Origin of the sequence: Frondihabitans sucicola (assembly GCF_030296615.1) — a bacterium.
GTDB classification, from domain to species: domain Bacteria; phylum Actinomycetota; class Actinomycetes; order Actinomycetales; family Microbacteriaceae; genus Frondihabitans; species Frondihabitans sucicola.
In genome coordinates this window covers 2,252,244-2,278,918 of record NZ_AP027732.1, presented here as the reverse complement: position 1 = coordinate 2,278,918, position 26,675 = coordinate 2,252,244, and the positions used below count along the sequence as shown (strand labels likewise).

16 protein-coding genes, 3 rRNA genes and 4 pseudogenes are annotated in these 26,675 nt (G+C 66.0%); 1 reads left to right on the top strand and 22 read right to left on the bottom strand.

The window, feature by feature from the left end:
* Window positions 1–10: 10 nt before the first annotated feature.
* From QUE79_RS11745 to infC, 20 genes and pseudogenes are all read right to left on the bottom strand, one after another.
* Window positions 11–829: a hypothetical protein gene (locus QUE79_RS11745; RefSeq protein WP_286343283.1), complete on the bottom strand. Its 819-nt coding sequence runs from the start codon at window positions 827–829 to the stop codon at window positions 11–13.
* A 1,129-nt stretch (window positions 830–1,958) separates the two neighbouring features.
* A 5S ribosomal RNA gene (rrf, locus tag QUE79_RS11740) occupies window positions 1,959–2,075 on the bottom strand.
* Window positions 2,076–2,249: 174 nt separating this feature from the next.
* Window positions 2,250–5,375 (bottom strand): 23S ribosomal RNA (locus QUE79_RS11735).
* Between the two features lie 483 nt (window positions 5,376–5,858).
* Window positions 5,859–7,387 (bottom strand): 16S ribosomal RNA (locus QUE79_RS11730).
* Together the 16S, 23S and 5S rRNA genes form the textbook arrangement of a ribosomal RNA operon.
* 626 nt (window positions 7,388–8,013) lie before the next feature.
* Window positions 8,014–9,327, bottom strand: coding sequence for a tyrosine--tRNA ligase (gene tyrS / locus QUE79_RS11725; RefSeq protein ID WP_286343282.1), 1,314 nt, complete (start codon window positions 9,325–9,327; stop codon window positions 8,014–8,016).
* 9 nt (window positions 9,328–9,336) lie between these two features.
* On the bottom strand, window positions 9,337–9,936 hold the full coding sequence (locus QUE79_RS11720; RefSeq protein ID WP_286343281.1) for a DNA-3-methyladenine glycosylase: 600 nt from the start codon (window positions 9,934–9,936) through the stop codon (window positions 9,337–9,339).
* A 10-nt stretch (window positions 9,937–9,946) separates the two neighbouring features.
* Entirely contained in the window at window positions 9,947–10,075 is a 129-nt protein-coding gene (locus QUE79_RS11715) for a hypothetical protein (RefSeq protein WP_286343280.1), read from the bottom strand.
* 4 nt (window positions 10,076–10,079) lie between these two features.
* On the bottom strand, window positions 10,080–11,516 hold the full coding sequence (argH, locus tag QUE79_RS11710) for an argininosuccinate lyase (RefSeq protein WP_286346701.1): 1,437 nt from the start codon (window positions 11,514–11,516) through the stop codon (window positions 10,080–10,082).
* An 11-nt stretch (window positions 11,517–11,527) separates the two neighbouring features.
* Entirely contained in the window at window positions 11,528–12,724 is a 1,197-nt protein-coding gene (locus QUE79_RS11705) for an argininosuccinate synthase (RefSeq protein ID WP_286343279.1), read from the bottom strand.
* Between the two features lie 85 nt (window positions 12,725–12,809).
* Entirely contained in the window at window positions 12,810–13,730 is a 921-nt protein-coding gene (gene argF, locus QUE79_RS11700; RefSeq protein ID WP_286343278.1) for an ornithine carbamoyltransferase, read from the bottom strand.
* Window positions 13,727–14,934 (bottom strand): annotated as a pseudogene (locus QUE79_RS11695) (acetylornithine transaminase). The gene argF and the pseudogene QUE79_RS11695 overlap by 4 nt, the downstream one beginning before the upstream one ends.
* On the bottom strand, window positions 14,931–15,884 hold the full coding sequence (gene argB / locus QUE79_RS11690; RefSeq protein ID WP_286343277.1) for an acetylglutamate kinase: 954 nt from the start codon (window positions 15,882–15,884) through the stop codon (window positions 14,931–14,933). Before argB ends, QUE79_RS11695 begins: the two are co-directional and overlap by 4 nt.
* 11 nt (window positions 15,885–15,895) lie before the next feature.
* Window positions 15,896–17,053: a bifunctional glutamate N-acetyltransferase/amino-acid acetyltransferase ArgJ gene (gene argJ, locus QUE79_RS11685; RefSeq protein WP_286343276.1), complete on the bottom strand. Its 1,158-nt coding sequence runs from the start codon at window positions 17,051–17,053 to the stop codon at window positions 15,896–15,898.
* Window positions 17,050–18,094: pseudogene (gene argC / locus QUE79_RS11680) on the bottom strand (N-acetyl-gamma-glutamyl-phosphate reductase). The gene argJ and the pseudogene argC overlap by 4 nt, the downstream one beginning before the upstream one ends.
* 54 nt (window positions 18,095–18,148) lie before the next feature.
* Window positions 18,149–20,649, bottom strand: a pseudogene (pheT, locus tag QUE79_RS11675) (phenylalanine--tRNA ligase subunit beta).
* 37 nt (window positions 20,650–20,686) lie between these two features.
* A pseudogene (gene pheS, locus QUE79_RS11670) lies at window positions 20,687–21,726 on the bottom strand (phenylalanine--tRNA ligase subunit alpha).
* A 252-nt stretch (window positions 21,727–21,978) separates the two neighbouring features.
* Window positions 21,979–22,791, bottom strand: a complete 813-nt coding sequence (locus QUE79_RS11665; RefSeq protein WP_286346700.1) for a TrmH family RNA methyltransferase — start codon at window positions 22,789–22,791, stop codon at window positions 21,979–21,981.
* A 45-nt stretch (window positions 22,792–22,836) separates the two neighbouring features.
* A complete protein-coding gene (rplT, locus tag QUE79_RS11660) occupies window positions 22,837–23,226 on the bottom strand; it encodes a 50S ribosomal protein L20 (protein ID WP_286343275.1) in 390 nt (129 codons plus the stop codon).
* 45 nt (window positions 23,227–23,271) lie between these two features.
* Complete coding sequence (rpmI, locus tag QUE79_RS11655) at window positions 23,272–23,466, bottom strand: 50S ribosomal protein L35 (RefSeq protein ID WP_286343274.1); 195 nt, start codon at window positions 23,464–23,466, stop codon at window positions 23,272–23,274.
* 69 nt (window positions 23,467–23,535) lie between these two features.
* Window positions 23,536–24,189, bottom strand: coding sequence for a translation initiation factor IF-3 (infC, locus tag QUE79_RS11650; RefSeq protein WP_434010992.1), 654 nt, complete (start codon window positions 24,187–24,189; stop codon window positions 23,536–23,538).
* A 237-nt stretch (window positions 24,190–24,426) separates the two neighbouring features.
* Here infC and QUE79_RS11645 point away from each other — a divergent pair, with 237 nt between their 5' ends.
* On the top strand, window positions 24,427–24,804 hold the full coding sequence (locus QUE79_RS11645) for a DUF1844 domain-containing protein (RefSeq protein WP_434010991.1): 378 nt from the start codon (window positions 24,427–24,429) through the stop codon (window positions 24,802–24,804).
* Window positions 24,805–25,064: 260 nt separating this feature from the next.
* Here the strand turns inward: QUE79_RS11645 and QUE79_RS11640 are convergent, their stop codons facing one another.
* Window positions 25,065–25,922 carry an SseB family protein gene (locus QUE79_RS11640; RefSeq protein ID WP_286343273.1) on the bottom strand — a complete coding sequence of 286 codons (858 nt, stop codon included), beginning with the start codon at window positions 25,920–25,922 and terminating at the stop codon, window positions 25,065–25,067.
* Window positions 25,922–26,668 (bottom strand): bifunctional 1-(5-phosphoribosyl)-5-((5-phosphoribosylamino)methylideneamino)imidazole-4-carboxamide isomerase/phosphoribosylanthranilate isomerase PriA, encoded by a 747-nt coding sequence (gene priA, locus QUE79_RS11635; protein ID WP_286343272.1) that lies wholly within the window; start codon window positions 26,666–26,668, stop codon window positions 25,922–25,924. Before priA ends, QUE79_RS11640 begins: the two co-directional genes overlap by 1 nt.
* Between the last annotated feature and the right edge of the window lie 7 nt (window positions 26,669–26,675).

Here is a 26,675-nt window from a genome sequence, read left to right as displayed (position 1 = left end):
GCGGCCTGGCTCAGTCGCGGGGTGAGACGTCTCCGTCGGGCTCGATGCCGTCGGGCTCGTAGTCGTCCGGTTCGACGACGTCGCCGTCGCCGGCGAGCTCGTCGTCGAGGGCGACGTCGTCTCCGTCGAATCCTTCGACTTCTTCTTCCACGATCTCGACAGTTTCACGGTCCTCCTCGATGTCCAACGTGTTCAGTGCCGCTCGCGCCCGACGCGCGAGGCCGTACCACTCGGCGGCCTCCGTCTCGCGTCCGAGCTCCTCGAGCACGGTGGCGTACGCGTCGAACAGGTCGGGGCTGTAGCTGAAGGCGCGGGTGCGATCGAGCTGCGGGATCTCCAGCTCGCGAAGCGCGCCGTCCTTCTGGTCGAGGTCGAGCCGTGCGCCCGACATGGCGATCGCCAGCGACACCCGGACGGGAACGTCGAGGGTCGCCGCATCGACGGATCGTCCGAGCTCGAGAGCCCGGTCGGGCCGCTCGAGACCGCGCTCGCTGTCGACCATCAGGGGCAACTGGTCGTTGCGGCCGGAGATGCGACGGTACGTGCGCAGCTCGCGCAGGGTCAGCGCGTAATCCTCCAGCGCGTAGGCGGTGATCGCGATCGTCTCGCGGACCACGGCGATCCTGCCCGCACGACGACCGGCGGCCTGTGCGTGCTGGTGCGCCAGCTGCGGATCGTCGTCGATCAGTTCGCCGGCCATGATGAGGTGGCGAGCCACGAAGTCGGCGTTCTCCTTGCTCAGCGTTTTCAGCTCGGCACGGGCGACCTTGTCGAGCTGTCGAGGCTCGACCTCGTCGGGCAGGTGCGGCTCGAACTGGCGAGGGCGCACGGAGCGCAGGCCGAGCGGATCGCGATCCTCCCACTGGCCGCCGCCGTCGCGCGCGTCCCTGCCTGCGCGACTCCCCCGGTCGTCGGGGCGCGCACCGCGGTCGGGGCGACCGGACGTCGGTCGACCAGCCGCCGGACGCCCTCCCTGCGCGCGGCCTTCGGAGCGTGCGGAGTCGGGGCGCGTGCCGCGGTCGCGATCTCCGCGGAAGGGGCGGTCGGCTCCCGAGGGGCCGTCCCCACGCGGTGGGCGGCTCGAGCCGCTGCGGTCTCCGGTGGGTCGCCCCGAACTCGGGCGGCCGGCGCCGGGTCGGTCCTGGCCGGAGCGCTCCTGCCACGGACGGTTCGGGCGGTCGGAGCCGCCCCGCGGGGGCCGAGGGCTCCACGAGCGGTCACTCTGGCCGCGCGCATCCCGGTCGGCGGGTCGCTGGTCGCGACCCGAGCCGCCGCCGCTGTACGGGCGCCGGTCCCCCTGCTGGCGGTCGTCGCGCCCCCGAGGAGTAAAGCTGCCGCCGGGACGGTCGCCCTGGGAACGACCGCCGGAGGGTCGGTCGCCCTGCGGACGGCCCCCTGCGAGCGATCCCCGTACGGCCGGTCGACGGAGGGACGTCCGCCGTGCGGGCGATCCCCTCGCGGGGCGTTCGACCACGGACGATCGCCCTGCGCCGGACGACCACCCCGGGCACCGTCGCGGGAGCCACCGTCGCGGGAGGCGTCGCGAGAGTCTCCGCGGGGTGTGGCAGGGCCGCGGTCACCGTCGCGCCGGCCTTGCCCGGCTCCGCCCGAGCGGGAGCCGCCGGAACCAGGCCCACCCGATCGGCCATCCGACGAACGATCGCCGGCCCCGTTTCCGCCACGCGACGACCGCGAGGTGTCGCCCCGTGAGTCGTCGTCGCGTCGAGGACGCTTCTGCTGGTCGTCGTCGCGATCACTCACGGGGTTACTCCTTAGGGGAAAGTCTGGGTGCCGGAATCACGGGGAGCTGCTCGCGCCCGAAGGCCGGCGCTCACCCGCGGAGGGGCCTGCTGTGGTGTTGTGCAGCCAGCCTAACAGCCAGGGCTGCAGGATCCGCCGTGGTCGTTAACGCAAGAAAGCCACCTCTGGAGGTGGCTTTCTTGGTGTTTCTAAATGGAGTCCGGCGGTGTCCTACTCTCCCACAAGGTCCCCCTTGCAGTACCATCGGCGCTGAGAGTCTTAGCTTCCGGGTTCGGAATGTGACCGGGCGTTTCCCTCTCGCTATGGCCGCCGAAACACTAGGTCAAGCAGTACATACCCATCAGGGTCTGCCGGCTTGAAGTCATGTCACGGAGCTTTCGCTCAGTATTGAATTATCTGTTCCACGAACCAGTCATCGACCGTGTTTCGGGAACCACAGAGTGGACGCAAGCATCACTGCCAACCCGCAGAACGACGGGGTTGGGGGTGTTGTCAAGTTATCGGCTTATTAGTACCGGTCAGCTCCACGAGTCGTTAGTCCTCGCTTCCACATCCGGCCTATCAACCCAGTAGTCTAGCTGGGAGCCTCTCCCCCGAAGGGGATGGAAATCTCATCTCGAAGCCGGCTTCCCGCTTAGATGCTTTCAGCGGTTATCCGTTCCGAACGTAGCTAATCAGCGGTGCCCTTGGCAGAACAACTGACACACCAGAGGTTCGTCCATCCCGGTCCTCTCGTACTAGGGATAGATCTTCTCAAATTTCCTACGCGCGCAGCGGATAGGGACCGAACTGTCTCACGACGTTCTAAACCCAGCTCGCGTACCGCTTTAATGGGCGAACAGCCCAACCCTTGGGACCTACTCCAGCCCCAGGATGCGACGAGCCGACATCGAGGTGCCAAACCATGCCGTCGATATGGACTCTTGGGCAAGATCAGCCTGTTATCCCCGAGGTACCTTTTATCCGTTGAGCGACAGCGCTTCCACAAGCCACTGCCGGATCACTAGTCCCGACTTTCGTCCCTGCTCGACTTGTCAGTCTCACAGTCAAGCTCCCTTGTGCACTTACACTCGACACCTGATTGCCAACCAGGTTGAGGGAACCTTTGGGCGCCTCCGTTACTTTTTGGGAGGCAACCGCCCCAGTTAAACTACCCACCAGGCACTGTCCCAGAACCGGATCACGGTTCGTAGTTAGATATCCAAAGTGACCAGAGTGGTATTTCAACAATGACTCCACCCGAACTAGCGTCCGAGCTTCACAGTCTCCCACCTATCCTACACAAGCCACTCCGAACACCAATACCAAGCTGTAGTAAAGGTCACGGGGTCTTTCCGTCCTGCTGCGCGTAACGAGCATCTTTACTCGTAGTGCAATTTCGCCGAGTTCGCGGTTGAGACAGCTGGGAAGTCGTTACGCCATTCGTGCAGGTCGGAACTTACCCGACAAGGAATTTCGCTACCTTAGGATGGTTATAGTTACCACCGCCGTTTACTGGGGCTTAAATTCTGAGCTTCGCTTACGCTAACCCTTCCTCTTAACCTTCCAGCACCGGGCAGGCGTCAGTCCGTATACATCGTCTTGCGACTTGGCACGGACCTGTGTTTTTAGTAAACAGTCGCTTCCCACTGGTCTCTGCGGCCTTTCCCGCTCCCGGAGTAAATCCGTTCACGGTTCCGGCCCCCTTCTCCCGAAGTTACGGGGGCATTTTGCCGAGTTCCTTAACCACGATTCTCTCGATCTCCTTGGTATTCTCTACCTGACCACCTGAGTCGGTTTGGGGTACGGGCGGCTAAAACCTCGCGTCGATGCTTTTCTCGGCAGCATAGGATCACTGAATTCCCCCGTGAGGGGTACGCATCGGATCTCAGGCGCATTGACGACGGATTTGCCTATCGTCAGCCCTACATCCTTACACCAGGTTCACCTTACGGATACCATCGCCTGGCTCAGCTACCTTCCTGCGTCACACCTGTTAATACGCTAACCGCACCAGCATGGGGTCGAGCGTTAGACCGGCCGGCATCACCCCGAAGGGATCCACTCAGCCGGGTTAGGACTCTTAGCACCACTGGATTAGCTTGGGCGGTTTTTCGCCGGTACGGGAATATCAACCCGTTGTCCATCGACTACGCCTGTCGGCCTCGCCTTAGGTCCCGACTTACCCAGGGCGGATTAACCTGGCCCTGGAACCCTTGGTCTTTCGGAGGACGGGTTTCTCACCCGTCTTTCGCTACTCATGCCTGCATTCTCACTCGTGTAGCGTCCACGACTGGTTTCCACCGCCGCTTCACTCGCCACACGACGCTCTCCTACCACTCCATACGACTGAACCACGAAGGCTTGTCTAAAATATGAAATCTACAACTTCGGTGGTGTGCTTGAGCCCCGTTACATTGTCGGCGCGGAATCACTTGACCAGTGAGCTATTACGCACTCTTTCAAGGGTGGCTGCTTCTAAGCCAACCTCCTGGTTGTCTCTGCAACTCCACATCCTTTCCCACTTAGCACACGCTTAGGGACCTTAGTTGGTAGTCTGGGTTGTTTCCCTCTCGACGATGAAGCTTATCCCCCACCGTCTCACTGCTGCGCTCTCACTTACCGGCATTCGGAGTTTGGCTGACGTCAGTAAGCTTTTGGGCCCCATCGGCCATCCAGTAGCTCTACCTCCGGCAAGAAACACGCAACGCTGCACCTAAATGCATTTCGGAGAGAACCAGCTATCACGAAGTTTGATTGGCCTTTCACCCCTATCCACAGCTCATCCCCTCCATTTTCAACTGAAGTGGGTTCGGTCCTCCACGACGTCTTACCGTCGCTTCAACCTGGCCATGGATAGATCACTTCGCTTCGGGTCTAGGACATGCGACTGAATCGCCCTATTCAGACTCGCTTTCGCTACGGCTACCCCTCACGGGTTAACCTCGCCACATATCGCTAACTCGCAGGCTCATTCTTCAAAAGGCACGCTGTCACCCCTACTAAGGAGGCTCCAACGGTTTGTAAGCAAACGGTTTCAGGTACTATTTCACTCCCCTCCCGGGGTACTTTTCACCTTTCCCTCACGGTACTTGTCCGCTATCGGTCATCTGGGAGTATTTAGGCTTATCAGGTGGTCCTGACAGATTCACACGGGATTTCTCGGGCCCCGTGCTACTTGGGATACGCATCCAGCCAGCAACACCATTTCGGCTACGGGGTTGGCACCCTCTATGACCCGCCTTTCAATGCGGTTCGCCTATAATGCGCTGTAACTGCTCCAAGCCGGCAGACTTGAAAAACACGTCCCACAACCCCGACCATGCAACGACCGCCGTCTATCACACATGACCGGTTTAGCCTCTTCCGATTTCGCTCGCCACTACTCACGGAATCACTGTTGTTTTCTCTTCCTGTGGGTACTGAGATGTTTCACTTCCCCACGTTCCCTCTACCCGCCCTATATATTCAGGCGGGAGTCACCAGGTCAGCACGCCGCCTGGCGGGGTTTCCCCATTCGGAGACCCTCGGATCACAGCTCGATTATCAGCTCCCCGAGGCTTATCGCAGATTTCTACGTCCTTCTTCGGCTCCAGATGCCAAGGCATCCACCGTTTGCTCTTAAAAACTTGACCACAAAGAACCACGACAAATACGGCCCCATCCGAAGACAGAACCCATTCGCGCGGCATATCAGTGTTATCTCGTTACCCCACCCGGCCAAAGACCGACTGGGGAAGAAATTGCACTCGGATGACACTCAAAGAGCGCATCCAAGATGCTCGCGTCCACTGTGTAGTTCTCAAAAAACGGGCGACACCAAGAAACCCGAGCAAGTGATGCCCGACCTCAAAGTCCGCAAGAGGAGTTCAACCACCCACACCCGATAACTCGAGCGCCGGCCGGCTTGGTCCCTCAGGACCCAACAACGTGCACGCCCCCACCACCCGACCCCGCAACCGTTCCGAACCCCCAAAGGAGCTGTACTAAGCACGAAGCCTTCGTGTGAAGGCCACTGTCAATGTTCCACCCATGAGCGCCACCCACAGACATTCGCTGTGGACTGACTTGACTGCATCATCCGGCTGTAGACAGACCGGGCAGTACATGCTCCTTAGAAAGGAGGTGATCCAGCCGCACCTTCCGGTACGGCTACCTTGTTACGACTTAGTCCTAATTACCGATCCCACCTTCGACAGCTCCCTCCCACAAGGGGTTGGGCCACCGGCTTCGGGTGTTACCGACTTTCATGACTTGACGGGCGGTGTGTACAAGGCCCGGGAACGTATTCACCGCAGCGTTGCTGATCTGCGATTACTAGCGACTCCGACTTCATGAGGTCGAGTTGCAGACCTCAATCCGAACTGAGACCGACTTTTTGGGATTCGCTCCACCTTACGGTATTGCAGCCCTTTGTATCGGCCATTGTAGCATGCGTGAAGCCCAAGACATAAGGGGCATGATGATTTGACGTCATCCCCACCTTCCTCCGAGTTGACCCCGGCAGTCTCCTATGAGTTCCCACCATAACGTGCTGGCAACATAGAACGAGGGTTGCGCTCGTTGCGGGACTTAACCCAACATCTCACGACACGAGCTGACGACAACCATGCACCACCTGTATACCGACCTTGCGGGGCGACCATCTCTGGACGTTTCCGGTATATGTCAAGCCTTGGTAAGGTTCTTCGCGTTGCATCGAATTAATCCGCATGCTCCGCCGCTTGTGCGGGCCCCCGTCAATTCCTTTGAGTTTTAGCCTTGCGGCCGTACTCCCCAGGCGGGGAACTTAATGCGTTAGCTGCGACACAGAAACCGTGGAATGGCCCCTACATCTAGTTCCCAACGTTTACGGCATGGACTACCAGGGTATCTAATCCTGTTCGCTCCCCATGCTTTCGCTCCTCAGCGTCAGTAACGGCCCAGAGATCTGCCTTCGCCATCGGTGTTCCTCCTGATATCTGCGCATTCCACCGCTACACCAGGAATTCCAATCTCCCCTACCGCACTCTAGTCTGCCCGTACCCACTGCAGGCTGGGGGTTGAGCCCCCAGATTTCACAGCAGACGCGACAAACCGCCTACGAGCTCTTTACGCCCAATAATTCCGGACAACGCTTGCACCCTACGTATTACCGCGGCTGCTGGCACGTAGTTAGCCGGTGCTTTTTCTGCAGGTACCGTCAAGAGCAAGCTCCCTTCTTCCCTACTAAAAGAGGTTTACAACCCGAAGGCCGTCATCCCTCACGCGGCGTTGCTGCATCAGGCTTTCGCCCATTGTGCAATATTCCCCACTGCTGCCTCCCGTAGGAGTCTGGGCCGTGTCTCAGTCCCAGTGTGGCCGGTCACCCTCTCAGGCCGGCTACCCGTCGTCGGCTTGGTGAGCCATTACCTCACCAACTACCTGATAGGCCGCGAGTCCATCCTTGACCAAACAATCTTTCCACCCCCAGCCGATGCCAGCAGGGGTCATATCCGGTATTAGACGTCGTTTCCAACGCTTATCCCAGAGTCAAGGGCAGGTTACTCACGTGTTACTCACCCGTTCGCCACTAATCCCTGGAGCAAGCTCCAGATCATCGTTCGACTTGCATGTGTTAAGCACGCCGCCAGCGTTCGTCCTGAGCCAGGATCAAACTCTCCGTAAAAGAAAAACACCACCAACCACCGGAATAGGCAGCTGACAGCAAGTTTGATACTGACCAAAAGGTACAAATCAATCTGACGATTGTTGTCCATTTCAATCTCAAAGAAACCCAACACCCAACCAACCCCACCCCCACAAAGGAGACAAGACCAATCGAATGCCGGAGTATAAATTGGCATTTGACAATGTGCACGCTGTTGAGTTCTCAAGGACCAAACGCACCCCAAACCCAACCACAAAAGTGATCTTCGCCGAAGGCAACTTTCAAACCTTATCCACCCCAACGGGCCCTGTCAAACCGCGTTGAAAACGCTGAGTGACTAGACTTCCGCCGACCTGAAGGTCGTCGGCACCTCAGACGAGCTGAGAGGGTGAAGACTTGCAATCCTACTCACAACCACTGCTGCTCGCAAGCGAGGCCGTGGGGAGAAGGTGTCACCACTTGAGGAAGGTTAGCTGCTCTCCAAGAGCCTTAGCTCTTCGAGGCGGCCCGTCCGTTCCTTTGGGCTGACAAGAAGAAACATTACGTGGGGATCCTGGTCTTGCCAAATTGCTGCGCCATCCCGGGCGTGTCGTGATCTTCGAGCCCGAGACTCAGGGCCCGCGACGGCGAAGGGCCAGAGTGCCTCAGGATGCGACGGTCACGCCGGCGAGCGTCTTCTTGCCGCGGCGAAGGACGGCGTGCTTTCCGCCGAGCGCCAGTGACGCCACCGTCACGGAGTCGTCCGACACCCGCTCGTTGTTGACGTAGACGCCGCCTTCGGCCGCAGCCCGGCGAGCGGCGCCGAGTGAGGCGACCAGGCCGGTCGCGACGAGCGCCTGCGATACCGTCGTCGTACCGTCGACATCGGCGTGGGGAAGCTCGGCAATCGCCGCCTCGAGCACGTCGCCCGGCAACACGGTGAGGTCGCCCTGGCCGAACAGCGCCGCCGACGCGTCGATGGCAGCCCGCGCCGCGTCCGTCCCGTGCACCAGCGAGGTCACTTCGAGGGCGAGACGCTTCTGGGCCTCCCGCGCGAACGGGCGTTCTGCGACCTGAACCGCGAGCGCGTCGATCTCGGCCCTCGACAGGAAGGTGAACACCTTGAGCCGGTCGATCACGTCGGTGTCTTCCTGGTTGAGCCAGAACTGGTAGAACGCGTACGGCGATGTCATGGTGGCGTCGAGCCACACGGCATTGCCCTCGCTCTTCCCGAACTTCGTGCCGTCCGAGTTCGTGATCAGCGGCGTCCCGATGGCGTGAACCGTGACGCCTTCCGTCCGCCGGATCAACTCGGTGCCGCTGGTCAGGTTGCCCCACTGGTCGCTGCCCCCGGTCTGGAGCACGCAGTCGAACGTGCGGTAGAGCTCTCGGTAGTCGAGCCCCTGCAGGATCTGGTAGCTGAACTCGGTGTAGCTGATGCCGGCATCCGAGTTGAGTCGGGCCGAGACCGCGTCTTTCTTCAGCATCGTGTTGACCCGGAAGTTCTTGCCGATGTCGCGCAGGAACTCGATGGCGGAAAGAGGTTCGGTCCAGTCCAGGTTGTTGACCACGCGAAGGCCGTTCTCGCCCGCCGCCGACAGGTACCTCTCGACGTGGACGCGGATCTTGTCGACCCACTCGGCCGTCTGCTCGCGCGTCTTCAACACGCGCTCGGCCGTCGGACGCGGATCACCGATCAGCCCGGTCGAACCGCCGACCAGCCCGAGCGGCTTGTGACCGGCGAGCTGAAGTCGCCGAAGCAGGAGGAGCTGCACCAGGTTGCCGAGGTGCAGGCTGGGCGCCGTCGGATCGAATCCGCAGTAGAAGGTGATGGGCGGGCCCGCCAGCAGCTCGCGCAGAGCGCCTTCGTCTGTCGAAACGTGCACGAGCCCGCGATAGACGATTTCGTCCCAGACGTTCTCGAAGGAGGAATCGTTGCTCTGCGTGGCCAGGAGGTCGGCCGTGGTTTGACTCGTCACCCGACAACTTTAGCGAGGGCGCCGGAGGGCCGCGGCTCGATACGCCGACACCGTCGGTTCTCCGTCGAGGAAGAAGCGCCAGGGGTAGGCGTCGGTGCCTGCGTGCCCGGACACTCCCACCCGCGGGGACGTCGTGATCCTGCCCGGTCGTGCGATCGGGAAGGTCAGCGAGAACGGCGGTGTCTCGATGGACGAGCCGTCGTCGGTGAGCTCCACGCCGAGGGCCGTCCCGAGTCGGCCGGGGCCGCGCGCCAGCTCGACGTCGCGCCGAGCCGTCGGTCGCCTGGCGCGCGCCGTCTCGAGCCCGTCGACCACCTCGCCCCCGCGGAGGAGGATCCCCGAGGCGGTGCCCTCCGGGCCGCAGACGAGGTTGAGACAGCGGTGAATCCCGTAGGACAGGTAGACGTAGAGGGTTCCGGGAGGCCCCCACAGGCTGTTGTTCCTGGCGGTTCTCCCCCGGTGCGCATGCGATCCCGCGTCTTGCCCCTGCCCCTGATAGGCCTCGACCTCGGTGATGCGCACCGCGACCTCACCCGACCGGAACACCGCACCGAGCAGCAGGGGCGCCGCCTCGAGGACGGGGCGGTCGAGCGGTGAGGTCACGGTCACGGAGATCGCGTCAGAAGAACTTCTGGCCCGTCGCGAAGGTGTAGACGATCGCCGCGACCACGACGACCACCGCCACCACGATCACGAGGGGCAGGAGCCACGGGTAGCGGCGCGGGGGCTTGTTCGCATCGTCGGCCATGTCGTCACATCATTTCGGGGTCGAAGTGGGCTACGAGCTTAGCGACGCGGGCCGTGAGCGCCGCCAGCTGTTCGGCGACTCGAACGGGCGCGGTGCCTCCCACCCCGTCGCGGCTGGCGATGGAACCCTCCACCGTCAGCACGGCCCGGATGCCAGGCGTGAGGTGCTCCGACACGGAGCGGTACTGCTCGTCGGTGGGCTGATCGAGGTCGAGCGAATTCTCCTCGCAGAAGCGCACCAGGGAACCACTGATCTCGTGCGCATCGCGGAACGGAACGCCCTGCTTGACCAGCCACTCGGCGACGTCGGTCGCGAGGGAGAAGCCCTGCGGCGCCAGCTCGGCGAGGCGCTCTTCGTCGAACTCGAGCGTCGCGATCATTCCGGTGAAGGCCGGCAAGAGCATCTCGAGCTGCGTCACGGTGTCGAAGACGGGTTCTTTGTCTTCTTGCAGGTCGCGGTTGTAGGCCAGGGGCAGGCCCTTGAAGGTCGCCAGGAGGCCGGTCAGGTTGCCGATCATGCGGCCTGATTTTCCGCGGGCCAACTCGGCGATGTCGGGGTTCTTCTTCTGCGGCATGATCGACGATCCGGTCGAGAAGCCGTCGTGCAGCTTGACGAACCCGAATTCGCGCGTGTTCCAGAGGATGACCTCTTCGGCGAACCGTGAGAGGTCGATTCCGATGGAAGCCGTGACGAAGGCGAACTCCGCCACCACGTCGCGTGACGCCGTCGCGTCGATCGAGTTCTCGGTGGTGCGGTCGAAGCCGAGCTCACGAGCGACGAGCGCAGGATCGAGACCGAGTGACGACCCCGCCAGAGCCCCGGCCCCGTAGGGCGAGGCTCCCGCGCGCACCGACCAGTCGCGAAGACGCTCGAGGTCGCGCACCAGCGGCCACGCGTGGGCGAGGAGGTGGTGCGCCAGGAGCACGGGTTGGGCGTGCTGGAGGTGCGTGCGGCCCGGCATGACCGCGTGCTCGTGCCGGGTGGCCTGCCCCGCGATGGCGTCGATCAACTCGGTGACCAGGCGGGCGACGACTCGACCGTGGTCGCGCAGGTACATCCGGACGAGCGTGGCGATCTGGTCGTTGCGACTGCGGCCGGCGCGGAGCTTGCCGCCCAGCTCGGGTCCGGCGATCGACATCAGGTGGCGTTCGAGTGCGGAGTGGACGTCCTCGTCGGTCTCGGCCGCGGTCAGGCTGCCGTCCAGGACACCCTGCTCGAGGGTGTCGAGGGCTGCCAGCATACCGGCGAGTTCGGACTCATCGAGGTAGCCGGCGGCCGACAGCGCCTTGGCGTGCGCGCGGGATCCTGCGATGTCGTAGGGAGCGAGCTGCCAGTCGAACTGCGTCGACTTGCTGAGTGCGGCGAGTTCGGGGCTCGGCCCGGAGGCGAAGCGCCCGCCCCAGAGGGAGCCCGCCTCGCCGGCCCGGGAGGACCCTTGCATGTCGGCCATGGTCACTGCACCAGGTCTCTGCGAGCGGAGATCTTCGACGGCAGCGACCAGAGTTCGATGAACCCCTTGGACAGCGACTGGTCGAAGGTGTCGCCGGTGTCGTACGTGGCGAGCTCGAAGTCGTACAGGCTCTGCGCGCTCTTCTGGCCGGTGACCGTCGCGCGGCCACCGTGCAGCCTGAGACGGATGTCGCCCGAGACGTACTTCTGGGTGTCGTCGATGAAGGCGTCGAGGGAGCGCTTGAGTCCGGAGAACCAGAGGCCGTCGTAGACGAGGTTCGACCATTCGGATTCGACACCCCGCTTGTAGCGGTTGACGTCGCGCTCCAGGGTGAGGCTCTCGAGAGCCTCGTGCGCTTCGATCAGGGCCATGGCCGCGGGTGCCTCGTAGACCTCGCGGCTCTTGATGCCGACCAGGCGGTCTTCGACGACATCGATGCGGCCGACACCGTGCTTGCCCGCGAGGTCGTTCAGTTTCTCGACGATGCTGAGGACCGAGTGGGCGACGCCGTCGAGCGCGACGGGGACGCCGGCCTGGAAGGTCACGGTGACCTCGTCGGGTTCGCGGGGAACCGAGGGATCCTGCGTGTACTCGTAGAGGTCTTCGACGGGTGCGTTCCACGGATCTTCGAGGAAGCCGGTCTCGACCGCGCGGCCCCAGACGTTCTTGTCGATCGAGTACGGGTTCGCCGCGCTCTGGCGGATCGGGAGGTTGTGCTCGTTCGCGTAGACGATCGCCTTGTCGCGGGTCAGCGCCAGGTCTCGGACCGGGGCGATGCTGGTCAGCTCGGGAGCGAGCGCCGCCACGGCGGCCTCGAAGCGGACCTGATCGTTGCCCTTGCCGGTGCACCCGTGGGCGACCGAGTCGGCGCCGAGTTCTTTCGCGACGCGCGCGAGGTGCTTGGCGATGACCGGTCGGCTCAGCGCCGACACGAGCGGATATCGCTTCTGGTACAGCGCGTTCGCTTTGAGGGCCGGTACCAGGTAGTCGTCGGCGAACTCGTCGCGGGCGTCGACGACGACAGCCTCCACCGCACCGCAGTCGAGGGCACGCCGGCGGATGTCTTCCATGTCTTCGCCGCCCTGCCCGACGTCGACGGCGAGCGCCACGACGTCCTTGCCCGTGGCGTCGTGAAGCCAGCCGATCCCGACCGAGGTGTCGAGTCCGCCCGAGTAGGCCAGGACCACGCGTTCCGCCATGTTTCTCCTTGTTCGTGTGTTTCGAGTTCGTGGGGCTGCCGGAGCCCCGCGGCGACGGGTCTCGCCGTCGCCGCGGGGCTTCTCGCTAGTGCGAGAGCAGCCAGGTGAGCAGGGCTTTCTGGGCGTGGAGGCGGTTCTCCGCTTCGTCCCAGATGACGCTGCGCGGACCGTCGATGACGTCGGCCTCGACCTCGTAGCCGCGATCGGCCGGCAAGCAGTGCAGGAAGATGGCCTCGTCGTCGGCGTGGGCCATCAGCGCCTGATCGACCTTGTACGAACCGAAGGTCGCCACACGGTGGGCCTTCTCGTCTTCTTTGCCCATCGAGACCCAGGTGTCGGTGACGACGATGTCGGCGCCGCTGACGGCTTCGACCGCGTCGGTCACGACGAGGGCCGAGCCGCCGGTCGACGAGGCGATGCGCTCCGCATCCGCGACGACGGCGGCGTCGGGGGCGAACTCGGTGGGGGCGCCGATTCGCACGTGCATGCCCGCCGTCGCTCCGGCCAGAAGGTAGGACTGCGCCATGTTGCAGCGGCCGTCTCCCACGAATGCGACGGTGAGGCCCTTCAGATCGCCCTTCTGCTCGCGGATCGTGAGCAGGTCGGCGAGCAGCTGGCAGGGATGGAAGTCGTCGCTGAGCGCATTCACGACCGGGACGAGCGCCCCCTCCGCCATCTGCTCGAGGCCGACTTGCGCGTACGTGCGCCAGACGATGGCCGCCACCTGACGTTCTAACACGCGAGCCGTGTCGCTCGGGGTCTCCTTGCCGCCGAGCTGACTGGAGGCCGTCGCGATGATCAGCGGGACGCCGCCGAGATCGGCGATGCCCACCGCGAACGAGACCCGCGTGCGCGTCGACGACTTGTCGAAGATCACCGCGACCGTCTGCGGCCCCTCGAGCGGGCGCGCCTGGTACCGGTCGGCCTTGAGCGTGACCGCGAGATCGAGGATGGCCGACTGCTCGGCGGGGCTCAGGTCGTCGTCGCGGAGAAAGTGCCGGGTCATGCGAGGCCCTTCAGGACGGACGCGAAGATCTCGGTGAACTCCGCGATCTCGGCGTCACCCACGATCAGGGGCGGGGCGATCCGGATGCTGGAGTCGTTCGCGGCATTCACGATCAGGCCCGCCGCGAGAGCCCTCGCCGAGATCTCCTCCGCGATCGGCTCGTGGAGCCCCACCCCGATGAGGAGCCCGCGACCGCGGATCTCCTTCACGTGAGGCGAGTCCATGGCCGCGATGGCCGCACGGATCTGGTGGCCGCGTTTTTCGGCGTTGGCGACGAGATCGGAATCCTCGATCTCGCCGAGCACCGCATTGGCAGCGGTCGTCGCGAACGGGTTGCCGCCGAAGGTCGAGCCGTGCTGGCCGGCCTCGAAGAGATCGGAGGTGCTTCCGAAGGTGACGAGAGCACCGATCGGAATGCCGCCCGCGATGCCCTTGGCGATCGTGATCGCGTCGGGAACGATTCCGAACTGCTGGAACGTGAACCACGAGCCCGTGCGACCGACACCCGTCTGGATCTCGTCGAGGATCAGCAGCGCCCCGTGCTTCGCGGTGAGATCCCGCGCGGCCTGCAGGAAACCCTCCGGAAGGTCGACGACGCCGGCCTCCCCTTGATCGGCTCGATGATGATGCCAGCGACGCGATCGTCGATGGCCTGTTCGAGCGCCTCCACGGTCGTCTCGATGTGCTCGACGCCGGGCAGCATCGGCTCGAAGGGCTCTCGGAGCGCAGGCTTGCCGGTCAGTGCGAGCGCACCCATGGTGCGCCCGTGGAACGAGCTCTGGAGAGCGAGGATCCGGGTCTTCTTGCCGTCGGGCCCGCGGTTCAGCCGGAGCAGCTTGAACGCGGCCTCGTTCGCCTCGGCGCCCGAGTTGCCGTAGTACACGCGGCCGGAGTCGCCCGCGCCGGTGATGCGCTTGAGCCGCTCGGCCAGCTCGACCTGCGAGGGCGAGGCGAAGTAGTTGGAGACGTGGATGAGCGTGGCGGCCTGCTTGGACACGGCGTCGACCAGCACGGGGTGCGCGTGGCCGAGGGCGTTCACGGCGATTCCGGCGAGGAAGTCGAGGTACCGCTTGCCGTCGACGTCCCAGACCGAGCAGCCCTCCCCACGGGCGAGCATCACCTTCGGCGTCGAAAGGGATTTCATGATGGAGTCACCGAATCGGCGCTGCCACGTGCCTTCGGTTGTCTGGGTGGTCGTGGTCATGACTGTCCTTTCTTCTGCTCGTCGGGACTGAGCCGGACGTAGGTGCTCGGCTTCCCATTGGGTACCACCTCGGTGCCCGCACCGCGCTGGGTGAAGATCTCGAGGAGGATGGAGTGCGGGATCCGGCCATCGATGATGGTCGCACCCCCGACTCCTGCCACGACGGCGTCGAGGCAGGCGGTCATCTTGGGGATCATGCCGCTCTCGAGCCGCGGGAGCAGCTCGGTGAGCTCGTCGACCGAGATGAGGGCGACGAGCGACGACCGGTCGGGCCAGTCGGCGTAGAGCCCGGGCACGTCGGTCAGCATGACCAGTTTGGAGGCGTCGAGCGCGATTGCCAGAGCGGCGGCCGCGGCATCGGCGTTGACGTTGAGGGCCGCGTCGGCGTCGAGCTCGTTGACGGCGATCGACGAGACGACCGGGATCCGGCCTGCCTCGATCTCGGCGAGCACCCGCGACGGATCGACCGCCGTGATGTCACCGACGTGTCCGAGATCGAAGGTCTCGCCGTCGATCTCGACCCCGCGCCTGTGACCTTCGAAGAGCTTGGCCTCGTCGGTGCCGTCGCTGAAGACGCCGCGGGCGAGGTCGCCGTGCTGGTTGATGAGGTCGACGATCTCGGCGTTCACCTCGCCGGCGAGGACGTCGCGGACGACCGAGATCGCCTCCGTCGTCGTGACCCGGTAGCCGCCGCGGAACTCCGACTCGATCCCCGCCGCCTTGAGAGCGGCCGAGATCTGCGGGCCGCCGCCGTGCACGACGACAGGGTGCAGCCCCACCCGCAGCAGGTAGACCATGTCTTCGGCGAAGGCACGCTTGAGGTCGTCGTTGATCATGGCGTTCCCGCCGAATTTCACGACCACGACCTTGTCGGCGTAGTTCTTGAGCCACGGCAGCGACTCGATGAGCGTGGCAGCCTTGACGGCCGCGATCGCCTGCTCGGTATCCATCGTCACCCGCCTCAGCTCGAGTACGCGCTGTTCTCGTGCACGTAGTCGTGCGTGAGATCGTTGGTCAGGATCGTCGCCGTCGCGGGCCCCGCGTGAAGGTCGAGCAGGATGTGAAGCGCTCGCGGAGTCATGTCGACGTCGGTCACGGGGCGGTCGGGAGCGCCCTTCGCGCAGAGCCGGACGCCGTTGAACGACACGTCGACGTCGTACGGATCGAAAACGGCGTTCGTCGTGCCGATCGCGGCGAGAACCCGGCCCCAGTTGGGGTCGTTGCCGAACACGGCTGCCATGAGCAGGTTGCTGCGGGCCAGGGAACGGCCGACGTCGACCGCGTCGTCCTCGGTCTCGGCACCCATCACCTCCACGGTGATGTCGTGCGACGCCCCTTCGGCGTCTCCTTGCAGCTGCCGGGCGAGATCGGCGCAGAGCGCAGTGACCGCTCGGGCGAAGTCCGCTTGCGTCGGGGTGACACCCGACTCGGCGCTGGCGAGCAGCACCACCGTGTCGTTGGTCGACATGCAGCCGTCGGAGTCGAGCCGGTCGAACGTGACCCGCGTCGCCTCGCGGAGCGCGGCGTCGAGAGCGCCTGACGGCAGGTCGGCGTCGGTCGTGAGCACGACCAGCATGGTGGCGAGACCCGGGGCGAGCATGCCCGCGCCCTTGGCCATGCCGCCGACGCTCCAGCCGTCACCCTGGACGACCGCCTGCTTGGGATGGGTATCGGTCGTCATGATGGCCGACGCCGCAGCGAGCCCGCCGTCGGGGCTCAGCTCGGACGCCGCTGCGCGGGATCCTGCGAGCACCTTGTCTCGGAAGACCTGGTCGCCGACGCCGATGAGCCCCGTCGAGCAGACGACGACGTCGCCCGCCGACACGTCGAGCGCTTCGGCGACCGTCTCGGCCGTCGAGTGCGTGGTCTGGAATCCGAAGGCTCCGGTGAAGCAGTTCGCCCCTCCGGAGTTGAGGATCACGGCCCGGGCCGCACCGTCGGCGAGGACCTGCTGCGACCAGATGACGGGATTGGCCTTCGAGCGGTTGGACGTGAAGACGCCCGCCGCCGCAGCGCTGCGCCCCCGGTTGACGACGAGCGCCACGTCGGGCAGACCGGTCGACTTGAGGCCGGCGACGACACCGGAGGCGACGAAGCCCTTGGCCGCGGTGACGCTCACGGTGCCACCCCGTTCGCGGTCAGGCCCAGTGTCTCGGGCAGCCCCAGCGCGATGTTGGCCGACTGGACGGCCGCGCCCGCGGTGCCCTTGACGAGGTTGTCGAGCGCGCTGATGACCACCACCCGACCCGCGGCCTCATCGACGGCCACCCCAATGAGACAGGTGTTCGCACCGATGGTGTCGGCGACCCGCGGGTACTCCCCGCGGGCAGGACGTGCACGAAGGACTCGTCGGCGTAGGCGGCCTCCCAGGCGCGACGGACGTCGGTCTCGGTGACTCCCGGCTCGAGCTTGGCCGTGGTGGTCGCGAGGATCCCCCGCGACATCGGCACCAGCACCGGGGTGAAGGAGAGCCGGACGTCGCTGCCGCCGGCGAGCCGGAGGTTCTGCTGCGTCTCGGGGATGTGGCGGTGCGTGCCGCCGATTCCGTAGGCCGAGGCCGACCCCATGAGCTCGCTGGCGAGCAGGTGGGGTTTGAGCGACTTACCCGCACCCGAAGGCCCGACGGCGAGGACGGAGACGATGTCGTCGACCCCGACCAAGCCGGCCTCGACCCCGGGGCGAGCCCCAGCGTGATGGCGGTGACGTTGCAGCCGGGCACCGCGATGCGCTTGGTACCGACGATGTCGGTGCGCTGCCGCGTGGCATCGGCGCGGATCAGCTCCGGCATGCCGTAGGTCCACGCGCCGTAGAACTCGCCGCCGTAGAAGGCAGCCCAATCGGCTTCGTCGGTCAGGCGGTGATCGGCTCCGCAGTCGACGACGAGGGTGTCGTCGGGCAGCTGGGCCGTGATCTCGCCCGACTTTCCGTGCGGGAGCGCCAGGAAGACGACGTCGTGGCCCGCGAGGTTGTCGGCGTTGGTCTCGAGGAGGGTGAGGTGCGCGAGGGAGCGCAGATGGGGTTGGGCCGCGATGAGCGGCACCCCGGCGTTGGTGAACGCCGTGACGGTCGTCACGTCGAATTCTGGATGCGCGGCGAGGATTCTGAGGAGCTCTCCACCGGCATAACCGCTTGCGCCTGCGACGGCGACGGATAAAGGCATGCTTCTACCCTAATGTTCGGCTGGACGGGATCGGGGCGGCGGCGCCGCGCGACACTAGTCGCGGAGCGTCGCCCCGAATCGCTCGCCGGCCAGGCGCACGGCGCCCTGCTTCGCCTCGGAAGCCTCCGCCGCGGTCAGGGTGCGGTCGGTCGCGCGGAATCGCAGCGCGAACGTCAGGGACTTCGAACCGTCTTCGAGGCCTTCACCGCGGTAGTCGTCGACGAGGCGCGCGTGCTCGAGCAGCTCGCCGGCACCGACGACGACGGTGTCGAGGACTTCGCCGGCGGGCGCGTCGACGCCCACGACGAGGGAGAGATCTTGTGTCGCGGCGGGGAAGCCGGAAATGGGCGCAGGATCCGGATCGACCCGGCCGAGCGCGATGAGCCGGTCGAGATCGATCTCGGCCACGACGACGGTGCGAGGCAGGTCGAGGTCGAGGGCCAGGGCGGGAAGCAGCTCGCCTGCCACACCGATGACCTCGTCGCCCACGAGCACGTCGGCCGTCCGGCCGGGGTGCAGCGAGGCGTGACGGCTCTGCCGCACGGTGATCTCGGCGGCCACTCCGCGCGCGGCGACTCGGAGGTCGTCGAGCACGTCGGCGAGGTCGACCGCTGCGGACGCCTGGCCGGGCTGCCGGTCGATGCTGGCGCCGGTGGCGACGATGGCGAGGTGGCGCGGCTGCGTGGGCAGGCTCTCGCCCAAACGATCGAGGACGTCGTCGCCGGGACGCGCGGCCCCGACCGGAATGAAGTCGGTGCCGAGGGTTGTGCCGGGCTCGGTGTAATAGACGGAGCCCGTCTCGTACAGCGCGAGGTCGACGAGCCCGCGGGACAGGTTGCGGCGCGCGGTGTCGAGCAGCCCGGGAATCAGCGACATGCGCATCTCGGGAGCATCGGAGTCGAGCGGGTTGGCCAGGCGGACCGGCTCGGCCGGCACGACGCGACCGGAGACCTCGACCGTGGGCGCGAAGGCGGCGTTACGAGCCGTGGAGACGAACGGGTAGGCGAAGACCTCGGTCAGACCGGCCGCCGCGAGGCCGGAAGAGACTGCTCGACGCAGCGACTGCTCGCGCGTCAGGCCGCGGCCGGAGGGCGCAACCGGCAGGACGGACGGGATGCGGTCGTAGCCCGTGATGCGGGCGACCTCTTCGACGAGATCCGCCGAGTGGACGAGATCGCTTCGCCAGGTCGGAGGTGTGACGTTCCAGCCGTCGCCGGCCTCGGGATCGGTCACGGCCTCGACGGTCGCGCCGATGGCGAGGAGGCTCTCTTCGACTTCGGCGGACGTGTAGTCGACGCCGATGAGGCTCGCGGCGCGACCCTCGGGAAGGAAGATCGGGCCGGGTGCGACGGAGTCGTCGAGGAACGAGCCGAGCGTGTCGGCCACGCCTCCGGCGAGTTCGACGAGCAGGTGGACGGCTCTCTCGGCCGCGAATCGGCCGACAGCTGGGTCGACGCCGCGCTCGAAGCGACGCGATGCCTCGCTCGGCAGCTTGTGGCGGCGCGCCGTGCGGGCGATGCTGACGGCCTCGAAGGTCGCCGCCTCGAGGACGATGTCGGTGGTGAAGGCACTCACCTCGGTGCGGGCGCCGCCCATGACGCCCGCGAGTCCGATCGGACCGTCGTCGTCCGTGATCAGGAGGTCTTCGGTGTCGAGCGTGCGCTCCGCCCCGTCGAGCGTCGTGAGCTTCTCCCCGCGGTGGCGCGGCGGACCGTGAAGCCGCCCGCGACGGTGTCCAGATCGTAGGCGTGCAGGGGCTGACCGAACTCGAGCATCACGTAGTTGGTGATGTCGACCGGAAGCGAGATCGATCGGATCCCGGCGAGCTGCAGGCGCGAGCGCATGGCGGGAGGCGTCGGCCGAGTGGGATCGATGCCTCGAACGACCGCCGTAGTGAAGGTGGTGACGCCGATACGACCGCGAACGGGTGCCTCGTCGGCGACGGTGACCCGGAAGCCCTGTCGGGTCTCGGGATCCTGAGCACTCACCGGATCGCGGAAGGCCGCGCCGGTCGCGTGCGAATACTCGCGCGCGACGCCCCGGATACTCAGCGCATAGCCGCGATCAGGAGTGACGTTGATCTCGACGGCGGCGTCGTCGAGCCCCAGCAGCGGGATCGCGTCGGCCCCGACCACGGGGTCGAGCCCGAGGTCTTTGAGGAGAAGGATGCCGTCGTGTTCGTCGCCCAGCCCGAGCTCGCGGCTCGACGCCATCATGCCGTCGGACACGTGCCCGTACGTCTTGCGAGCGGCGATCGGGAACGGGCCGGGCAGGATCGCGCCGGGCAGGCTCACGACGACCTTGTCGCCGACGCCGAAGTTGTGAGCGCCGCACACGATGCCCCGGACGTCGGCCTCGTCGGTGTCGGGATGAGGGCCGACGGCGATACGGCACCAGTTGATCGTCTTGCCGTTGGTCTGCGGCTCGGGCGTGAACTCGAGCACCTGGCCGACGACGAGCGGACCGGTGACCTCGGAGAGATGGACGTCTTCTTCTTCGAAGCCCACGCTGACGAGCGCCGCGTGCACGTGCTCGAGCGTGACGTCTTCGGGCAGATCGACGTACTCGCCGAGCCAGGAGAGGGGATGCGCATCAGACGACCATCCCGAACTGCTCGCTGAAGCGCACGTCGCCCTCGACCATGTCGCGCATGTCGTTCAGATCGTTGCGGAACTGCAGGGTGCGTTCGACCCCCATGCCGAAGGCGAAGCCCTGATAGACGTCGGGATCGATGCCGGCCGCGCGCAGCACGTTCGGGTTGACCATGCCGCACCCGCCCCACTCGACCCAGCGCGCGCCCCCTTGGCGTGCGGCTGCCAGACGTCCATCTCGGCACTCGGCTCGGTGAACGGGAAGAAGTTGGGCCGCAGCCGGATCTGCGCCTCAGCGCCGAACATCTGACGCGCCAGGTGCTCGAGGGTGCCGCGCAGGTTGGCCATGGTCAGGCCCTTGTCGATGGCGATGGCCTCGATCTGCGTGAAGACGGGAGTGTGCGTCGCGTCGAGCTCGTCTGTGCGGAAGACGCGGCCGAGGGCGACGTTGTAGACCGGAAGGTCTTTGGAGAGCAGGGTGCGGATCTGGATCGGCGAGGTGTGGGTGCGGAGCAGCAGGTGCCGGTCGACCGGGTCGACGAAGAACGTGTCTTGCATGGCGCGGGCCGGGTGATCGGCATCGAAGTTGAGCGCGTCGAAGTTGAACCACTCGTGCTCGAGCTCGGGGCCCTCGGAGAGCTCCCATCCCATGCCGATGAAGACGTCGGCCATCTTCTCCTGCAAGAGGCTCAGCGGATGGCGGGACCCCTGGCGACGCCGGAGAGGCAGGGCTGTGACGTCGATGCGCTCGGACTCGAGCCGGGCGGCCTCCTCGGCCGCTGCCAGCTGCTGTTCGCGAGCGGCGATGGCCTGGTTGACACGACCGCGTGCCCCGCCCATGAGCTTGCCGGCCGCGGCCTTCTGGTCGTTCGGGAGATCGCGGAGCCCCGCGTTCATCCGGGCCAGGGGCGATGCCTCACCGATGTGCTCGCCTCGCACCGACTTCAGCTCGGCGACGGTGGTGGCCCGGTCGATGGCCGCGAGGGCGGCATCGACGGCGCCCTCGACGGAGGCGTCGGTGATGGCTGGCGAGTCTGACACGAGAACCAAGCCTACCGAATCCCGGCGCCCCCTCCTTCCCCGCCCCTCCGCCGTCGCGCACGACATCGTTCGCCCGAGGGCCCCGTTCGGCCCGGAGACGGGCCAAGCGGTCGAGGAACGGCTGCTGCGTGCGCCCGAGATCGTCACCGGTGACCCGGATCATTCGCCACTCGTCGTCCTCGAACCTCTCGCGGCGCCGGATGTCCTGCCGGAAGATCGCCGCGTCGATGCGATGGTGGTCGCCCGCGTGCTCTAGGAGCGCTGCGCGAAGGCGCTCTCGTAGAGGCAGACCGAAGCCGCCGTGGCGAGGTTCATGCTCTCGGCGTGCCCATAGATCGGGACCACGACGGCGCGGTCGGCCAGGGCCAGATTCTCGTCGGCGAGACCGCGTGCCTCGTTGCCGAAGAGCCAGGCCGTCGGGGCTGCCAGGACGCCCTCCTGTCGCGCCTCGAGGAGGTCGCCGCCCTTGACATCGGCCGCGAGCACCTGGAGGCCCGATTCCCCGCACCGCTTGAGCACGGTGGCGAGTTCGATACCGACGGCGACCGGCACGTGGAACAGCGAGCCGGTCGTGGCCCGGACGACCTTGGGGTTGTAGAGGTCGACGCTGCGGCCGGTCATGATGACGGCGTCGGCTCCCGCCGCGTCGGCGGCACGGATGATCGTGCCGGCGTTGCCCGGGTCTCGGACCTCTTCCAGGATGGCGATCAGCCGCGGTGCGTCGTCGGGGGTCGACCCGAAGATGTCTTTCACGCTCGTCGGGAACTGACGGCACACCGCCACGAGCCCCTGGGGCGTGACCGTGTCGGCCATCGCCTGAAGGACGTCCTCGGTGACGAATTCGATGTCGACGCCCGCGTCGACCGCCGCCTGTGCCAGCTCGGTGTAGCGCTCGAGAGCCGTCGGGGTCGCGAACAGCTCGACCACCAGCTCGGGGCGGAAGGTCAGGGCTTCTGTGACGGCCTGCGGGCCTTCCAACAGAAAGAGCCCGGTCTGCGACCGGGCGTCTCTCTTGGCCAGTTTGGCCACCGCGCGCACCCTGGGTGAGCGCGGGTTGTCGATCATCTGGTTACTGGGCACGGTGCAACTATGCCCGAGTGACGAGAAGAACTACGCAGCGTTGACCTTCGGCGCCGACGTGTCGGCCGGAAGGGCCGCCTTCGCCGAGGCGACGAGGCCCGCGAAGGTGGCGGGCTCGTTGACGGCGAGGTCGGCGAGGATGCGACGGTCGACCTCGATGCCGGCCAGGGCGAGACCCTGGATGAGGCGGTTGTAGGTCAGGCCGTTGGCACGCGAAGCGGCGTTGATGCGCTGGATCCAGAGACGGCGGAACTCGCCCTTCTTGGCACGGCGGTCGCGGTACGAGTAGACGAGGGAGTGGGTGACCTGCTCCTTGGCCTTGCGGTAGAGGCGTGAACGCTGACCGCGGTAGCCCTCGGCGCGCTCGAGGATGACGCGACGCTTCTTGTGGGCGTTGACGGCCCTCTTTACTCTTGCCATTTTTCTAGTTCCTTAACGTGTTGGACGGCGCTGACTGAGCGAGGCTCAGCGACCGAGAAGCTTCTTGATGACCTTGCTGTCGGCCTTGGACAGCACCTGGTCGGTGTTGAGGCGGGCCTTGCGCTTGGAGGACTTGACCTCGAGGTTGTGACGCATGCCGGCCTGCTGCTTCATGATCTTGCCGGTGCCGGTGACCTTGAATCGCTTCTTGGTGCCGGAGTGGGTCTTCATCTTGGGCATAGTCGTTACTTTCTTCTTCGGAACCGCGCGTGGAGACGAACGGTGCGAGGCGTGCGACGAGAGGTGGAACTACTCGGCGGTTGCTTCGGCGGACTTCGACTCGGCTGCGGGAGCCTCCGAGGTCGTGGGGTGCTTCGGCGGCTTGTTGGCCGCCTTGCGAGCTTCTGATTCGGCTTTCGCCTCGGCCTTGTTCTTCAGCGGGCCGATGACCATGACCATGTTTCGGCCGTCGATCGTGGGGTTGTTCTCGACGGTGCCCCACTCGGCGACGTCTTCGGCGAAGCGCTGGAGAAGACGGACGCCCTGCTCGGGGCGCGACTGCTCGCGGCCGCGGAACAGGATCATGGCCTTGACCTTGTCGCCCGACTGGAGGAAGCCTTCAGCGCGCTTGAGCTTGGTCTGGTAGTCGTGGGTGTCGATCTTCAGGCGAAAACGGACCTCTTTGAGGATCGTGTTGGCCTGGTTGCGACGCGCTTCTTTGGCCTTCTGGGCCGCCTCGTACTTGAACTTGCCGTAGTCCATGATCTTTGCCACGGGCGGCTTCGAGTTCGGTGCAACTTCGACCAGATCCAGGTCGGCCTCTTGCGCAAGACGCAGGGCCATGGCGATGGGGACAACGCCCACCTGCTCGCCGGCGGGACCGACGAGTCGGACCTCAGGGACGCGGATGCGGTCGTTGGTACGGGGATCGCTGATGCGGGACTCCTCTATTTCTTTCTTCAACGCTCCGGTGGATGGCCGGGCGGGCTGAAAAAGAGGAAATCAGGTGCAAGACAAGCAAGCACCGCGCCCTGGCTAGCGTTGCTCGTCATGGGACGGGCACCGCCGGGGCACAACAACCCGGTAACCTAATGTGACGGTTAAGACCTGATACAGGATCAGCGCGGGTGGGAGAATCTCCACTTTCGTAACGGGGCACAAGTCCCCGTAGCCGGAAGAAGCTTAGCAGAGAGAATGTACGTGAGCCACACCCAGCACGAATCCCCCTACGACGCCCACGGTGACGGCGTCGATGCCGTCGGTGCCGAGCGCGACATCGCCGATGTTCCGGCCGTCGAGGTGATCAACACCGTCGCCGTGCACCTGCTCAGCGCGGGCGCGGTCAAACTCGGCCTGGCCGACTCTCCCGAGACGCAGACCGACCTCGACGAGGCGCGCAAGCTGATCACGGCCCTCGCCGGACTCGTCACGGCAGCCGCTCCCGAGATCGGCGACGCCCACGCGCGAGCGCTGCGCGACGGCCTCCGCACCCTGCAGTTGGCCTTCCGCGAGGCATCGCCGATCCCCGACCCGGTCGGCAAGGGCCCCGGCGAGAAGTACACCGGCCCGGTCAACTAGCGGCGCCCCGCCCCGCCCCTCGCCCGCACCCCGCCCCGCCCCGCCCGAAATCGAAGGGGATTCGCCGGGCACGGCGAAAGTGAGGCCGATCCGCGACCCGCGACCCGAAAATCCCCTTCGATTTCGGGAGACGCGGGTGGTTCGGGGAGCGCGGGTGATTCGGGGAGCGCGGGTGGCTTGGGGAGCGCGGGTGGTTCGGGGAGCGCGGGCGGTTCGGGGAGCGCGGGCGGCTTGGGGAGCGCGAGGAAACGCGCAGGATCTCAGGTGGCCGGGACCACGCGGACGCCCATGCTGTCGACCCGTGTGGCGATCAGCTCGTCGAGGGCCCATGCTTCTTGAAGTCTCTGCAGGAGAGTGGAGAGGGTATCGCGGTCGAGACCCGGCCGAAGGCCGAGCTCGACGACGAGCTCGGGGCCACCGAGTCGTGCGTCGGGCGAACCTGCGGCGACGGTGACGCTCGCGACCGACGGTTCGACGAGAGCCGGTCGCAGGAAGGCGTCGGCCACGGCGTCGTCAGCGTACGACGGCTGCCACGGCAGGTCTTGCGCGAGCGCCCACAGTGCTGGGCGCCGCACACCGAACTCGGTGGCGGACACCGGGTCGAGCACGAGAAGCTCGGTCGCCTCGGCTGCCGCAGCGATGGCGATGCGGCGCGATTCGGCCGGGACCGGACGAGCCGCAGGATCCCAGGCCTGAAGCGCCTGCACGCTGCTGAACGCCGGGAGGACGGTTCGCCCGTCGGGGCCCGCGACGGTCACGATCGCGAGTTCCTGAGTCTTGTCGACACGGATTCCGTGCTCGTTGAAGCCCTCGTCGCCGGCGTGCGCCACGAGGGGAATCAGAAGGCGAGCCGTTCGCAGGGCGTCGATGACGGCGGCTTCGCCGACCTCGCGCGCGTGGAACCTGGTCAGTGCGTGGAGCAGCGCAGGATCCGCAGACCCGTCGTCGGCCGCGTACGTCGTGTCGTGCGCCTGAAACGTCCGGCCCTCCCAGGGGGTGCCTGCGCTGTCGCTGCCGGCTCCCCCGGGTGTCGCCGATCGCAGGTGGGGAGGAACACCTGGTGTGGGGCTGGTCGACGACACGGGATCCTGCGCGTTGTCGGACGGGTCGACGGCCATCAGCGGCCGGCGACGTCCAGCGCCGCGGCGAGAGTGAACGCGCCCGAGTAGAGGGCTTTGCCGACGATGGCGCCTTCGAGGCCAGCCGGAACGAGTTCACGGAGCACCGCGAGGTCGTCGAGGCTCGAGATGCCGCCGGAGGCGACGACGGGGCGGTCGGTGCGCTCCATGACCTGCCGCAGGAGGTCGACGTTCGGACCCTGGAGGGTGCCGTCCTTCGTCACATCCGTCACGACGTAGCGGGGGCAACCGGCCTCTTCGAGGCGGTCGAGAACCTCCCACAGGTCGCCGCCCTCTTCGGTCCAGCCGCGGGCGGCCAGGGTCGTGCCACGGACGTCGAGGCCGACGGCGATTGCGTCGCCGTACTCGGCGATGGCGTGGGCCGCCCACTCCGGGTTCTCGAGGGCCGCCGTACCGAGGTTGATTCTCCTGACGCCGGTCTCGAGCGCCGCGGCGAGAGAGGCGTCGTCGCGGATGCCGCCGGAGAGTTCGACGTTCAGCCCCTTGACCTGGTGGATGACTCGGCGGATGAGAGCGCGATTGTCGCCGCGACCGAACGCGGCGTCGAGGTCGACCAGGTGCAGCCACTCGGCGCCCTGCTCCTGCCAGTCGGCCGCCGCATCGACGGGGTCGCCGTAGGTGGTCTCGGTGCCGGCCTCACCCTGGGTCAGACGCACGGCTTTGCCGTCGGCGACGTCGACGGCCGGGAGCAGGGTGAGGGACGGGATGGACGTGAACTCGCTCATGGGGCTT